General features: G+C 70.5%; 9 protein-coding genes and 3 pseudogenes. 4 read left to right on the top strand and 8 right to left on the bottom strand.

What is annotated here, in order from left to right; all coding sequences use genetic code 11:
* Positions 1–82 precede the first annotated feature (82 nt).
* From IE308_RS01090 to IE308_RS01105, 4 genes and pseudogenes are all read right to left on the bottom strand, one after another.
* Positions 83–799 (bottom strand): annotated as a pseudogene (locus tag IE308_RS01090) (sensor histidine kinase); the annotation flags it as partial.
* A 195-nt stretch (positions 800–994) separates the two neighbouring features.
* Positions 995–1,432 carry a pyridoxamine 5'-phosphate oxidase family protein gene (locus tag IE308_RS01095; protein ID WP_190216178.1) on the bottom strand — a complete coding sequence of 146 codons (438 nt, stop codon included), beginning with the start codon at positions 1,430–1,432 and terminating at the stop codon, positions 995–997.
* Positions 1,433–1,465: 33 nt separating this feature from the next.
* Complete coding sequence (locus IE308_RS01100) at positions 1,466–2,143, bottom strand: helix-turn-helix domain-containing protein (protein WP_190216179.1); 678 nt, start codon at positions 2,141–2,143, stop codon at positions 1,466–1,468.
* Positions 2,144–2,160: 17 nt separating this feature from the next.
* Positions 2,161–3,231: a zinc-dependent alcohol dehydrogenase family protein gene (locus tag IE308_RS01105; protein ID WP_190216180.1), complete on the bottom strand. Its 1,071-nt coding sequence runs from the start codon at positions 3,229–3,231 to the stop codon at positions 2,161–2,163.
* A 330-nt stretch (positions 3,232–3,561) separates the two neighbouring features.
* Between IE308_RS01105 and IE308_RS37570 the strand changes: the two are divergent.
* A pseudogene (locus IE308_RS37570) lies at positions 3,562–4,092 on the top strand (Rv1733c family protein); the annotation flags it as partial.
* A gap of 289 nt (positions 4,093–4,381) precedes the next feature.
* Positions 4,382–6,445 carry a carbohydrate binding domain-containing protein gene (locus tag IE308_RS01110; RefSeq protein ID WP_190216181.1) on the top strand — a complete coding sequence of 688 codons (2,064 nt, stop codon included), beginning with the start codon at positions 4,382–4,384 and terminating at the stop codon, positions 6,443–6,445.
* Between the two features lie 102 nt (positions 6,446–6,547).
* On the opposite strand, the gene IE308_RS01115 is transcribed toward IE308_RS01110, so the two are convergent.
* Complete coding sequence (locus IE308_RS01115) at positions 6,548–7,255, bottom strand: CBM20 domain-containing protein (RefSeq protein ID WP_190216182.1); 708 nt, start codon at positions 7,253–7,255, stop codon at positions 6,548–6,550.
* Positions 7,256–7,668: 413 nt separating this feature from the next.
* On the opposite strand from IE308_RS01115, the gene IE308_RS01120 reads away from it, so the two are divergent.
* A complete protein-coding gene (locus IE308_RS01120; RefSeq protein ID WP_190216183.1) occupies positions 7,669–9,018 on the top strand; it encodes a right-handed parallel beta-helix repeat-containing protein in 1,350 nt (449 codons plus the stop codon).
* Between the two features lie 189 nt (positions 9,019–9,207).
* On the opposite strand, the gene IE308_RS01125 is transcribed toward IE308_RS01120, so the two are convergent.
* The 3 genes and pseudogenes from IE308_RS01125 to IE308_RS01135 form a co-directional block, all read right to left on the bottom strand.
* Positions 9,208–9,633: a plastocyanin/azurin family copper-binding protein gene (locus IE308_RS01125; RefSeq protein ID WP_204359486.1), complete on the bottom strand. Its 426-nt coding sequence runs from the start codon at positions 9,631–9,633 to the stop codon at positions 9,208–9,210.
* Between the two features lie 147 nt (positions 9,634–9,780).
* Positions 9,781–10,200, bottom strand: a complete 420-nt coding sequence (locus IE308_RS01130) for an SRPBCC family protein (RefSeq protein WP_190216184.1) — start codon at positions 10,198–10,200, stop codon at positions 9,781–9,783.
* A gap of 47 nt (positions 10,201–10,247) precedes the next feature.
* Positions 10,248–11,258, bottom strand: a pseudogene (locus IE308_RS01135) (aldo/keto reductase).
* A gap of 418 nt (positions 11,259–11,676) precedes the next feature.
* On the opposite strand from IE308_RS01135, the gene IE308_RS01140 reads away from it, so the two are divergent.
* Positions 11,677–12,882, top strand: a complete 1,206-nt coding sequence (locus IE308_RS01140) for a cysteine desulfurase-like protein (RefSeq protein ID WP_190216185.1) — start codon at positions 11,677–11,679, stop codon at positions 12,880–12,882.
* Positions 12,883–12,893 lie beyond the last annotated feature (11 nt).

Below are 12,893 nucleotides of genomic sequence, written 5' to 3' on the forward strand. Positions count from 1 at the left end.
CTGGTCCCACCGATCGAAGGAGCGTCGCCGCCCACCGAGGACGAGGCGACCGGAACGGTCCTGTCGGCGTGCGCCGACCCGGTCACTCCGCCGGCAGCGGGACCCGCCACTCCAGGTGAGTCCCCCGCTCTCGGCCGCCCGCCACTGAAGGCTCCCGCCCAGTTGCTCGGCTCGCTCGGCCATGGTGCGCAGACCGCTGCGCCGGCCCTCGGGCGGGATTTCCACACCGTTGTCGGTGACGGTCAGCCGCACCTCCCGGCCGTCGGTCTCCAGCACCACGTCCGCCCGGTCGGCCTGTGCGTGCCGTCCGACGTTGGTCAGCGCCTCGGACAGCACGGCGACGACCTGCTCGGCGATCTCCCGGGGCACATGGGTGTCCAGGAGCCCTTCCATGCGGATGCTGGGCGCGAAGCCCAGCGCCGACACCGCGGCACCGGCCGTCCGCACCGCAGGTGAGCGCAGACCGGATCCGCTGTCGGACTCCCTGGCCCGCAGGCCGAATCGTGGACCGGATGATCTTGATCGTCTCGTCCAGATCGTCCACGGCCCGCACGACGCGCTCGGCCGCCTCCGGATCCTCGACGAAGCGGCCCGCGCTCTGCAGGGTCATCCGCGTCGCGAACAGCCGCTGGATCGCCAGGTCGTGCAGATCGCGGGCGATCCGGTCCCGGTCCTGCAGAACCGCGATCTCCTCGGCGTCGTGGCGGCGCTCGGCAAGCTCCATGGCGACCGCGGCCTGCGCGGCGAAGCCCTGCAGCGGTTCGATCTCCTTGCTCGAGAAGGGGCAGCGTCCAGCCGGGCCTGCAGCTCGGCCAGCAGCTCGTCCAGCTTGAGTTGCGGCAACCGGACGCGGGCCGCCTTCGCGTCGGAGCCTGCCACGCGTGGTCCTCCGGATCCGCTCGCCGTGCGGGCCGCCGTCCCCGCATGGCCATCACGGCGGCCTGGGTAAGGCGCTCCTCCCGGGCGGCGGCCCCAGGGCGGGTTGGATCCGCCCTCACGCGTGGTCCAGGCCGTACAGGCTGCGGCCACCGACCAGCTCACGCCCGGTCACGAGGTCCGGCGAGACCCGGACGAAGACTTCCTGCCGGGAGGGCGCCCAGGACCGCGGACCGGTGCGCGCCAGGCGCTCCTGTTCGGTGCGATCGGTGACCACCGAGGCGGTTCCGGTGACGACCACGCTCCAGCCGCTCTGCCGTACGACGTCGATCTCGTCGACCTCGAACGCGACCACGGTGCCGTGGACCGCGCGTACGAGTTCCGACGCGGCGGAGGTGCGCAGCACGACCGTCCCGTCGGGTTCGAGGCAGAAGTTGACCGGCAGGACGGCGGGCAGCGCGCCCCGGGTGTGGACGATGCGGCCGACGGGCACCGTGGCCATCAGCCGGAGACATTCCTGCCGGTCCAGTTCGCGAAATCCGTCGTTGCGGTACATGTGGTGTCCGTCCCTGGCCTCACGGCCGTTCCTTCAGACCGTGATCCGGCGCCCGCTGATGCCGGTGGCGTCGATGCGCAGCCACAGGGGACGGCGTCCGCCGGCCCAGGGCTCGCCGTGGGCTCGCTCGGCCAGCCGGCGCACCTCGTCGGGGCTGGTGACCATCCGGCCGGTGCCCCGCACGAGGACGCTCCAGCCGCGGCTGAACGCCTCGTCGATGCGGTCGACCTCGAAGGCGACACGGCGGCCCGCGGCTCGGGCGGGAGTCGCGTGCGGTTCGGTGCGGAAGGCGAGGCAGCCGTCCACGATGCTGTAGTTGACGGGCACGATCGACGGCCCGTCGACCGTGGGCACCGCGATCCGGCCCACCCCGTGGGTGCCGAGCAGCGCCCAGCACTCCTCGGCGTCCAGCCGGTGGAGGCCGGCGCCGCGGACCGCCCGGCCCGGCCCAGGTGGCCGCTCGGCGTTGCCGCCGGTCAGCTCGGTCACCGTGGTCTGAAGCACTCCGGCCAGCCGGAGCACCGCGCCCGCGCTCGGTGCCGCGTCGGGGTGTTCCTCCAGGTGGCGCAGGTAGCTTGTGGCCATGCCGGCACGGGCGGCGGTCTCCTCCCTGGTGAGTCCGAGCTGGGTGCGGCGCAGTGCGAGGCGGCGTCCGAGGTCGCCCACCGGGATCTCGCGCACCGGGCCCGGGACGGTGTGCTGCTCGGCCATGGTGCTCACTTCCTTTCTCAGGCCGCACGGACGGCCAGGTCCTTGTGGGGTTGCGCGCCGAGTGCCACCTTGAGCGCGCCGGTCTCGGCGGCCCGGCCGAAGACGTCGTACGCCTCTTCCATGCGCTCCAGCGGGAAGGTGTGGGTGACCAGTTCCGGTGTGGGCAGCCGGCCCGCCGCCGCCATGCGGAGCAGGGTGGGCGTGGAGTGGGTGTCGACCAGGCCGGTGGTGATGGTCACGTTCTTGATCCAGAGGTCTTCGAGGTGCAGCGTGGCGGGCCTGCCGTGCACGCCCACGTTGGCCACGCATCCGCCCGGCCGGACCATGCGGGTGCACAGTTCGAAGGTCTCCGGGATGCCGACCGCCTCGATGACGACGTCGGCGCCCAGTCCGCCGGTCAGGTCGGCTGTCAGCTCTTCGGGGGTTTCGGCCGGGTCCGCGACCGCGTCGGCGCCCAGACGCCGGGCCGCCTCGCGGCGTGCGGCGGCCAGATCGACGGCGATGATCCGCTCCGGCGAGTAGAGCCGGGCCGTGGCGATCGCGGCGAGCCCGATGGGGCCGGCGCCGACGACGGCGACGGTGTCTCCGGGGCGTACGCGTCCGTTGAGGACGCCCACCTCGTAGGCGGTCGGGAAGATGTCCGCGAGCAGCACCGCGTCCTGGTCCGCGAGGGTCTCGGGCAGCGGGTGCACGGAGAGATCGGCGAACGGCACGCGGACGTACTCCGCCTGGGTCCCGTCGATCAGATGGCCCAGGATCCAGCCGCCTCCGCCCCGGCACTGGCCGTACATCGCCCTGCGGCAGTAGTGGCACCGCCCGCAGGCCGTGATGCAGGAGACGAGGACCCGGTCGCCCGGCCGGACGGTACGCACGTCGGGGCCGGCCTCGACGACCGTCCCGACGGCCTCGTGGCCCAGCACGGTACCAGGGGTCACCTCGGGCACGTCGCCTTTGAGGATGTGCAGATCGGTCCCGCAGATGGTGACGCAGTCCACCCGTACCACCGCGTCCGTCGGCTCTTTGACGACCGGATCCGGCACGTCCTCCCAGGAGGACTGGCCGGGGCCGTGGAAGACGTAACCCTTCATGGCGATCCTTCTCCTCCGTCTGGTGGGATTGGCCCGATGCCTCCAGCGTCGTCGAGGCGCAGAGGTGCCGCATGGGCCGGTCGGCCCCTGGTGCCCGGCCGACGGACCTTGCGTGGCCCGTGCTCCCCGCCAGGACCTGCCACCCCGGTCCGTGGGCCGACCGGCCCTTTCGGCCGCTGACGTGCCAATCCGCTCAGGCGGCACGACGACGTCCTGAAGGCGTGGCTCGTCCTGGCCGTGTGGGCGGTCATCGTCGTGGGAAGAGCCGTGGTGGGCACCCTGACCGCGCGGGCCACCCGCGATGTCCTCGCCCGGTAGCGCGACGAGCGTCGTCCGACCGGCGCCGTTCTGCTCGCCGACGCCCCTCGGGGCACGGCGTCCGTCGAAGGTGACCGTGTGTCGGCGGTGGTCCGCCGGCGCGCCCCGGACGGCACCGCGCACCTCGGACGCACCTTGGTCGACTCCGGCACGAAGGCCGGCACACGCGTCGAGGTGTGGCTGGACGCAGCCGGTCGCGGCGCCGCCGAGCCACCCACCCGGACAGAGGCGGCCCTCGCGGCGGCCCTCTTCGCCACCGGCGCGGGACTTGGCCTCGCGGGTCTGGCGTCGGGCGCGGGAGCGCCGGCCCGAGGCCGGCTGGACCGGCGGCGCATCGCCGCATCGGGACGGGAGTGGGACTCCATGGAACCACGCTGGAGTCGCCGGGCGAAGCAGGCATGCCGACTGCGGCAGGGGCGCCACAAGGTCTGGCCGCACGGGGAGCTGAGATCGTCGAGGACAGCGCTCCCGACAACCGGTGCCGTCGCTTCCCGAGTGGTTTCGTCACGGACTGCCGGACTGCCGGGCTGTCGGGCTGCCTGAGTGCCGGCCTCCGCGGCTGCCGCCCGTGGCCCGCCGGCCAGGGCATAAGGCAAGCTCAGCGCCTCAATCGGTCTGCAACGAAGCGGAGTTCGCGACCGGCCGCACGGCGGACCCTCTCGAAGACCCGACACGTCCGCCGGCCGAAGTCGCCGTGTCGAAAGTCTTGACGTCGTGCAGTAGCGATCTTAACTTTCTGACGCTTGCTGAAAGTTACAGCAATGTTTTGCGGAACGGCAGGGTTGTGTAACGCCGTTGCCGGCCCGCACCCCTCCACGTTGGGAGCACCCGCATGAGCCCGATCGCACCTGCTCGACGACGAATACCCGCCGCCCTGGCGGGCGCCGGCCTGATCCTCGGTCTGGCCACCGCACTCACCGCGCCCGCCCAGCAGGCGGCCGCGGCGCCGACGGCCAACGGTGAGAAGAAGGTCACCGCCGTCCTGTTCGAGTGGAACTTCGACTCGATCGCCCGCGAGTGCACGCGCGCCCTCGGCCCCAAGGGCTATGGATACGTGCAGGTCTCGCCGCCGCAGGAGCGCATCCAGGGCAGTGCGTGGTGGGCCGCGTACCAACCGGTCAGCTACAAGATCCAGGGACCGCTCGGCGACCGCGAATCCTTCCGGAACATGGTCGACACCTGCCACGGCGCCGGCGTGAAGGTCGTCGTGGACGCCGTGCTCAACCACATGACGTCCGGCTCGGGCACCGGCACCGCCGGCACGCAGTACAGCAAGTACAACTACCCCGGCACCTACACGGACGCGGACTTCCACGGCTGCCGCCGACCCATCGGCACCGACTACAAAGACCGCTACAACGTGCAGGAATGCGAGCTCGGCGAGGCGGGACAGCCCTCACTCGCGGACCTCGACACCGGCAGCGAATCCGTCCGCGGGAAGATCGCCGGGTACCTCAACGACCTGCTGTCGCTGGGTGTCGACGGCTTCCGCATGGACGCCGTCAAGCACATCGCCGCCACCGACCTCGCCGCCATCCGCGGCAAGCTCACCAATCCGAACGTCAACTGGATACAGGAGGCCATCTACGGCGCGGGCGAGGCCGTCTCGCCGAACGAGTACCTGGCCACCGGCGACGTCCAGGAGTTCCGCTACACCACCGACCTCAAGCGCACCCTCACCGGCGAGAAGCTGGCCTACCTGAAGAACTTCGGTGAGGGCTGGGGTTACATGCCCTCCGGCCAGAGCGGCGTCATGGTCGCCAACCACGACACCGAGCGCAACGGCTCCAGCCTGAGCTACCGCGACGGAGCGACCTACACGCTGGCCCACGTGTTCATGCTCGCCCACCCGTACGGCACCCCGTCCGTCCACTCCGGGTACGAGTTCAGCAACCGGGACGCCGGCGCCCCCAACGGACATACGGTAACCGCCTGTTACAGCGACGGCTGGAGCTGCCAGCACGCCTGGCGCCAGATCGCCAACATGGTGGCCTTCCGCAACGTCTCCGAGGGCACCGGCCTCACCGACTGGTGGGACAACGGCGACAACGCCGTGGCCTTCGGGCGCGGTAGCAAGGCGTTCGTCGCCATCAACCACCAGGGCGCATCCCTCACCCAGACCTTCCAGACCTCCCTCCCGGCCGGCACCTACTGCGACGTGCAGCACGGAGACCCGACCACGAGCGGCGGCTGCACCGGCACCACGTACACCGTCGGCACGGACGGCAGGTTCACCGCCACCATCGGCAGCAACGACGCCGTGGCGCTGCACATCGGCGCGATGGTCGGGGACAAGCCGGGCGACAACACGGCCACGGTCTACTACAGCACCGACAAGAACTGGTCGGCCTACAACATCCATTACGCCCCGACCGGCGGCACCTGGACCACCTCACCCGGCGCCGCCATGCAGAGCGCGTGCACCGGCTGGGTGAAGAAGAGCATCACCCTCGGCTCCGCCACCGGCCTGAAGGCGGCCTTCAACAACGGCTCCGGCACCTGGGACAACAACAACGGCGCCGACTACGCCCTCGGCACCGGCGATATCACGGTCAGGAACGGCACCATCGGCACCGGCAACCCCTGTGCCGTACAGCCGACCGAGCCCGGCGCGTCCTTCGCGGTCAACGCCACCACCGTCCCCGGCCAGAACATCTACGTCGTCGGCAACCAGGCCGCTCTCGGCAACTGGGCACCGACCGCCGCCCTCAAGCTGGACCCTGCCGCCTACCCGGTGTGGAAGCTCGACGTGAAGCTGCCCGCGGGCACGTCCTTCGAGTACAAGTACATCCGCAAGGACGCCTCCGGCAACGTCACCTGGGAAAGCGGCGCCAACCGCACGGCCACCGTCCCCGCCGACGGCAAGGTGACGCTGAACGACACCTGGCGCAACTGATCCCCTCCCTGCGCCCGGCCCAGCCGGAGCGCGGGCCATACTGGCAAGCGCCGGGGCCGAGGGGTATCTGTCCCATATCCCTCGGCCCCGGTGCCAACGGGCTCAGCGCCAGGTGTCGTTGAGTGTCAGTGTGCCGCTGGGCGGGGTGACGACGGTGCGGTTGTCACCGTTCTCCCAGGTGACGGTGCCGTCGGCGTTCTTCCTGAGGTACTTGTACTGCACGGTGGTGTTGGGCGGCAGCTGGTGGCCGCCGGACCACAGCGGGTAGGTGGTGGTGCCGGTGGTCAGCGGCAGAGCCTTGGCCGGGTCCCAGTTGCCGAGGTCGGGCAGGTTGCCCGTGACGTAGATGTTCTGGCCCCAGCTGGTGGTGGCGGTGGCGTGGAAGGTGGCCGCGACCGGAACGACGTTCCAGCGGTCGTCGTTGACGGGCGTGTCCGGGGACACGGTCAGGGTGCGGTTGGGGGTGCTCTCCCAGGTCACCGTGCCGGCGGGTGAGCGCTTAATGTACTTGTACTGCACCGTCGTGCCGGCCGGCAGCTGAACGCTGCCCGTCCATTGCGGATAGGAGCTGGCCGTGGTGCCCAGGGGAACGGCCTTCGCCGGGTCCCAGGCCCCGAGCTGAGGAGCGCTGCCGGAGACCAGCAGGGTCTCGCCTTCGGTGGTGGCCTGCACTCGGAAGGTGACGGAGGTGTCCTGCGTCGTGGCCGCCCGGGCATGGGGGGTTGCGCCCACGAGCAGTCCGGCGATGAGCACGGCGAGCATGAGGACCGGGCGCCAGGCTGCCGGAACCCGATGACGTATGAGAAGCATGTTCGTTTCCCTTCTGAACGCAAGGCGGCGGGTTCTGCCCGCCGTCAGCGCACATCCCAACACAGCTTGGAGTCGGAGGGTGACGGAAGGTGCTCCGCCTGCCCGGATAGGCACTGATTTCGGCCGCTCGACCCGTGACCCTTCGAGGGCTTCGTTAAGAACTTGAAGACACGACGACGGGCGGCGGAGGGATCATCCAGGCCTGGTCAGTTGGTCAAGGACCTGATCGCGTCCTCCCGGGAGAACACTCCTGCAAGGCCGACACTGTCTTGCGCAAGTTGACGCAAAGACTTTCATGCGGCTTTCGTCGTCGACCGCGGAAGGCGGGCACAGGCCCTACTGTCATGCTCCCGTAAAGTGCTCGCAAGGCCGTTCAGACGAGACGGTCGGGGACGCGAAAGGTGGGGGCGGGCATGGCAGGTATCAGTCGCCGGGGGCTGCTGCGAGGAGGCGTGGTCATCGGTGCCGCGACCGCTCTCGGGAGCGCGGCAGCAGCTACGCCGGCATCGGCGGCCACGACGGGCGTCAATCCGTCCGTCACCGGCGAGGCCGCACACGTCGTCAGCCTGCGCAAGGCGCTGGACGACGCGGCGGCCGGCATCGTCGGGCCGCACGGCGTCGACAGCAAGGGCCGGATCATCGTCAAGGCCTGGTACGAAGGCGTACCGACCTACACCCTGCTGAACACGCTGGTCATCGGCGGCAACACGATCCTCGACGCGACCGGCGCCCGGTTCGTCGCCAAGTTCCCCACCACCAGCAGGGTGTACACGCTGGACCAGACGAACCCGCACTCCCCCACCCCTGCCTACGAGACCAACAATCAGGGCCAGTTCACGGCTCCTGCCGTCAGCGGCGCCAAGGCCGCCACGATGCTGATCAACCACGTCCCCAGCTCCGCCACCACCGGCTACTCCGCGCCCGGCAACATCGCGGTGAAGGGCGGAGAGTGGGACCCCATCTCCGCCTGGGTCTGGCAGGACTCCGGCGACGTCCGCGCCCGTGCCGACAAGGCACCGCCGATGAACGTGCTGACCTTCACGCACACCCAAGACGTCGAGGTCGAAGGCGTAACGGTCTGGAACGTCAAGTGGTGGCACGCCGTGGAGCTCAACGCGGTGCGCCGGGGCGTGGTGCGGGACTGCTTCTTCAAGGGCTGGGTCGAGGATCCGACGCAGGGCCTGTGGCACGGCGAGGCCGTCCAGCTCGACCTGCCGCTGGACAAGAACACCTGGGCCGGCGCCTCCGACGGCACGCCGACCGTGGACGTGCAGGTCCTGCGCAACTACGCAGGCGCGTCCGGTTCCCAGCCGGCCTGGGCGAAGCTGGTCGGCTCGCACACCGCCGGCGACAAGGCCGGTCGGATCCACGCCCGCGTACTGATCGAGGGCAACACCGTGGACGGCGCCAAGTGGGACGCCATCGGCGCGATGAACACCACGGACATCACCGTCCGCGGCAACACGATCAACGACAGCTGCGGCGGTATCTACGTCAGCTCGCTCACTGCCAGAACGACCGACCAGCCGCCGGTCGCCGTGGCGGCGAACCCGATCGCGGGCGTCGACATCGTCGACAACCAGGTGTCGGTGACCATGGGCAGCTCCCAGGTACAGCGCAACGCGGTACGCGTCGTCGCGGACACGTTCGGCTTCGTCTCACCAGTGAGCGATGTCGCCGTCACAGGCAACACCGTCACGGGCGGAGCCTTCTCCTACAGCTCGAACGTGACCTTCCGTCAGGGCACCGTCCCCCAGCGCTGAGCAAGCGCGGGAAGCACGGACACAGTCGTTGCGGGCCCCTTGAGGCCTCACCACCTCAAGGTGCCGGACTGCGTACCGACCGGTGGGTGGTCGAGCGCACCTTCGCCTGGCTCCGGTGCGCGAGGACGTCTGACACCGCCAGCTGCTCCGGAACTCTGCCCTCGCATGGCGCCGGGGGCGCGTACGGCGTCAGCCGACCTGGATGTGCTTGTCCATGCCGAGCGCCTTGTGCCCGGGCACGGGGCAGTACAGGTCGTAGCTGCCCTTCTTGAGGGTCACCGTCAGCGGCGCCATCTCGCCGCCCTGGATGTTCTTGGTCCTGGCGTCCTCCACGCCGGGACCGTCGATCGACAGGGCGTGCGTGATGTGCCCGGCGTTGTCGGCGACGAAGGTGTAGGTGCCGGGGGTGAAGGACGCCCGGGACAGCTTCAGCCCGTACTCGGTCTCGGTGACGGTCACCCGGGTCCCCGAACCCGTGGCCTGCGCGGCGGAACTGCTCGGGCTCTTTGACTGGCCACCACCCCCGCTGGAGCAGGCCGCCAGGACCAGGGCCGCCGTGAAGGCGACCGCCCCGGTGCCGAGCGCCCTGCGGGCCGTGTGTGCAGAGATCGCCATCTGGCTCATCCCTTTCGGTATCGACCTTTATGTCAGATACGTGAGGAATCGCCGGGTCGTTCACGACGCTGCAGGAGGACCCTCAGCGTGCAGTTTGGCTGGACTGCACGCGGTGCGTGTCCGGGCCGAGCGGATGGGCCGTCGGTGTCAGGCGGCGAGGGTCTTGTGCAGGGCGTCGAGGCCGTCGGCGTAGATGCCGGTGAAGAGGTCGACGACCTCCTGCTCGGTGGCGCCCTTGGGGTGGAAGCGGCCGGACCACTGCACCTCGGCGAGGTCGTCGCGGCCGGGGACCGTGTGGACGCGGAGGGTGGAGACGTAGCCGTCGACGGGGAACGGCGCTTCGATGATGGCGTAGCTGTAGTGACGCTCGGCCTCGCTGAAGGCGACGAGGCGCTCGATGATGACGTCGCCGTCGGGGTTGGTCAGGCGGCGGACGCGGCCGCCTTCGAGTGCGGTGCTCTCCGGGATGTACGGGAGCCAGTCCGGGAGGGCGTCGAAGCCGCCGATGAGGTTCCAGACCTTCTGGGGGGAGGCGGGGACGACGCGGGAGACGGACGTGGAAGCCATGGTGGTGCTCCTACTGCTCTGTGCGGGGGGAGATGGAGGGCGGGGGGTCAGGCGTTGTGCGGGAGCGGGGCGGCCGGGCTGACCAGGCCGGCGGCGCGCAGGTCGGTCCAGAAGGCGGCCGGGATCGTCTCGTTCAGGGCGGCGGTGTCCTCGGCGATGCGGCTGGGCCGGGTGGCGCCGGGGATGACGGCGGCGGAGGCCGGGTGGGCGAGGGAGAACTGCAGGGCGGCGGCCTTGATGCTCACGCCGTGCCGCTCGGCCAGCGCCTTCAGCTTCCCAACGCGGTCGATGATCTCGGCGGGGGCCTGCTGGTACTCGAAGTGGCTGCCGCCGGCGAGGATGCCGGAGCTGTAGGGGCCGCCGACGACCATGTCGACGCCCTGTTCCTGGGCCATGGGGAGCAGGCGGGTTATGGCGTGCTCGTGGTCGAGGAGGGTGTAGCGGCCGGCGAGGAGGAAGCCGTCGGGCTGCGGCTCATCGAGGGCGAGGGTCAGCTCGATGGGCTCGGTCCTGTTGACGCCGAGACCCCAGGCCTTGATGACGCCCTCGTCGCGCAGCCGGGACAGGACGCGGAAGGCGCCGGTGCGGGCCTCCTCGAACTTGGCGAGCCAGGCGTCACCGTGGAAGTCCTGGGCGATGTCGTGGACCCAGACGATGTCGAGCCGGTCTGTGCCCAGGCGCTTGAGGCTGCCCTCGATGGAGCGCTCGGTGGCCTCGGCGGTCCACTCGTGGAGGATCTTGTTGGGGTTGCCGTGCTCGAACAGGCCACCCTTCTCCCCGAAGTCCGGGACGTCCGTCTCGTGCTCGTCGAGGATGACGCGGCCGACCTTCGTGGACAGGACGAACGCGTCGCGCGGCTTGCCGGCGAGTACCTCCCCGAGGCGCTCCTCGGCCAGGCCGGCGCCCTAGAAGGGGGCGGTGTCGTAGAAGCGGATGCCGTTGTCCCAGGCGGCCTCGACGGTGGCGCGGGCCTCGTCGTCGGGGATGGCGCGGAACATGTTGCCGAGCGGGGCGGTGCCGAAGCCGAGTCGACCGGGAAGGACGTTCTTGAGCGACATGAGAAGTGCCTTTGCGAAGGTGTGGGGGGCGAGGCCGAAGCAGCCCCGCATGAGCGCCGCGTGCGGATGCGAGCGCGCCTTACAGACGAAGAGAATACTTGCAGACGCCGATTAAATGCAAGCGCTGCATTGGCGCGTCCGCCCGCAAAATGGCTCGTTGACGTCCGGACGCATCCGTCAGGCGGCGCGGCGGAGGGCGGCCGAGGCCACGAGCCGCGGACCGCGTTCCGCTGGCCCCGTCAGCGTCAGAGTGCGGTACAGGACGAACCCGGACGGCTGGTCGAGGAGTTTCGCGCGCTGATCAGGGGGGAACGCGCTCTCGCCTCGTCCCGGCCCATGGGGTTGACTCGTGCCTCCGACCACGGATCGCTGGCCACTAGTCACTGGTCACTGGCCCACCACGACAGGAGCTGAGAAGTTGACGTACGACATTGCCTCCCTGCGCTCCCGATTCCCCGCGCTCGCGGCCGGGACCGTCCATTTCGACGGGCCCGGGGGCACGCAAACGCCGCAGCCGGTCATCGACGCGATCGCCGACGCACTGGCCCGGCCCCTGTCCAACCGGGGGCGGTACTCGCTGGGGGAACGCAACGCCGAGACCATCGTCACCGGTGCGCGCCAGGCCATGGGCGACCTGCTGGGCGCGGACCCGGCGGGCATCGTCTTCGGGCGCAGCGCCACCCAGCTCACCTACGACATCGCGCGCACCCTCGCCTCCTCCTGGGCCCCCGGCGACGAGGTCGTCGTCACCCGCCTCGACCACGACGCCAACATCCGCCCCTGGGTACAGGCCGCGGAGCGGGCCGGCGCCACCGTGCGCTGGGCCGGGTTCGATCCCGCCACCGGGGAACTGACGGCCGACGACATCCGCGCCGTCCTGTCCGACCGCACCCGCCTCGTCGCCGTCACCGCCGCCTCCAACCTGATCGGTACCCGCCCCCCGATCGCCGAGATCTGCCGCCTGGCGCACGACGCCGGGGCCCTCGTCCACGTCGACGGCGTCCACTACACCGCGCACACGCTGGTCGATCTGCCGGCGCTGGGGGCGGACCTCTTCGTCTGCTCGCCGTACAAGTTCCTCGGCCCCCACCAGGGCGTCCTGGCGGCCCCGCCCGCGCTGCTGGAGACCCTGCGCCCCGACAAACTGCTGCCTTCCAGCGACGCGGTACCCGAGCGCTTCGAACTGGGCACCCTGCCCTACGAATTGCTGGCCGGTACCCATGCCGCCGTCGATTTCCTGGCCGGCCTCGATACGAGCGCCGCCGGCACCCGGCGCGAACGCCTGGTCGCCTCCTTCGCCGCACTCGAAGCGCACGAGGCCACCCTGCGCACACGGCTCGAAAAGGAACTGACCGCGCTCCCGGGCGTCACCGTCCACTCCCGGGCGGCCGACCGCACCCCCACCCTCCTGCTGACCTTCGAGCACCGCGACACCACCGACGCCTACCGCTTCCTCGCCGCCCGCGACATCCACGCCCCCGCAGGCCACTTCTACGCCATCGAGGCCTCCCGCCACCTGGGACTCGGCGACACCGGCGGTCTGCGCATCGGACTCGCGCCCTACAACGACCAGGGGGACGTCGACCGGCTGCTGGCGGCGTTGGCGGAGTTCCTGGGCAAGTAAGACGTCGTTTC

It is taken from the genome of Streptomyces griseosporeus, from assembly GCF_014656055.1.
GTDB classification, from domain to species: domain Bacteria; phylum Actinomycetota; class Actinomycetes; order Streptomycetales; family Streptomycetaceae; genus Streptomyces; species Streptomyces griseosporeus.

Coding starts and splice junctions, on each gene's coding strand:
- IE308_RS01095 (WP_190216178.1), bottom strand. CDS start 1,432: ATGTACCGCAACGACGGATTTCGCGAACTGGACCGGCAGGAATGTCTC.
- IE308_RS01100 (WP_190216179.1), bottom strand. CDS start 2,143: ATGGCCGAGCAGCACACCGTCCCGGGCCCGGTGCGCGAGATCCCGGTG.
- IE308_RS01105 (WP_190216180.1), bottom strand. CDS start 3,231: ATGAAGGGTTACGTCTTCCACGGCCCCGGCCAGTCCTCCTGGGAGGAC.
- IE308_RS01110 (WP_190216181.1), top strand. CDS start 4,382: ATGAGCCCGATCGCACCTGCTCGACGACGAATACCCGCCGCCCTGGCG.
- IE308_RS01115 (WP_190216182.1), bottom strand. CDS start 7,255: ATGCTTCTCATACGTCATCGGGTTCCGGCAGCCTGGCGCCCGGTCCTC.
- IE308_RS01120 (WP_190216183.1), top strand. CDS start 7,669: ATGGCAGGTATCAGTCGCCGGGGGCTGCTGCGAGGAGGCGTGGTCATC.
- IE308_RS01125 (WP_204359486.1), bottom strand. CDS start 9,633: ATGGCGATCTCTGCACACACGGCCCGCAGGGCGCTCGGCACCGGGGCG.
- IE308_RS01130 (WP_190216184.1), bottom strand. CDS start 10,200: ATGGCTTCCACGTCCGTCTCCCGCGTCGTCCCCGCCTCCCCCCAGAAG.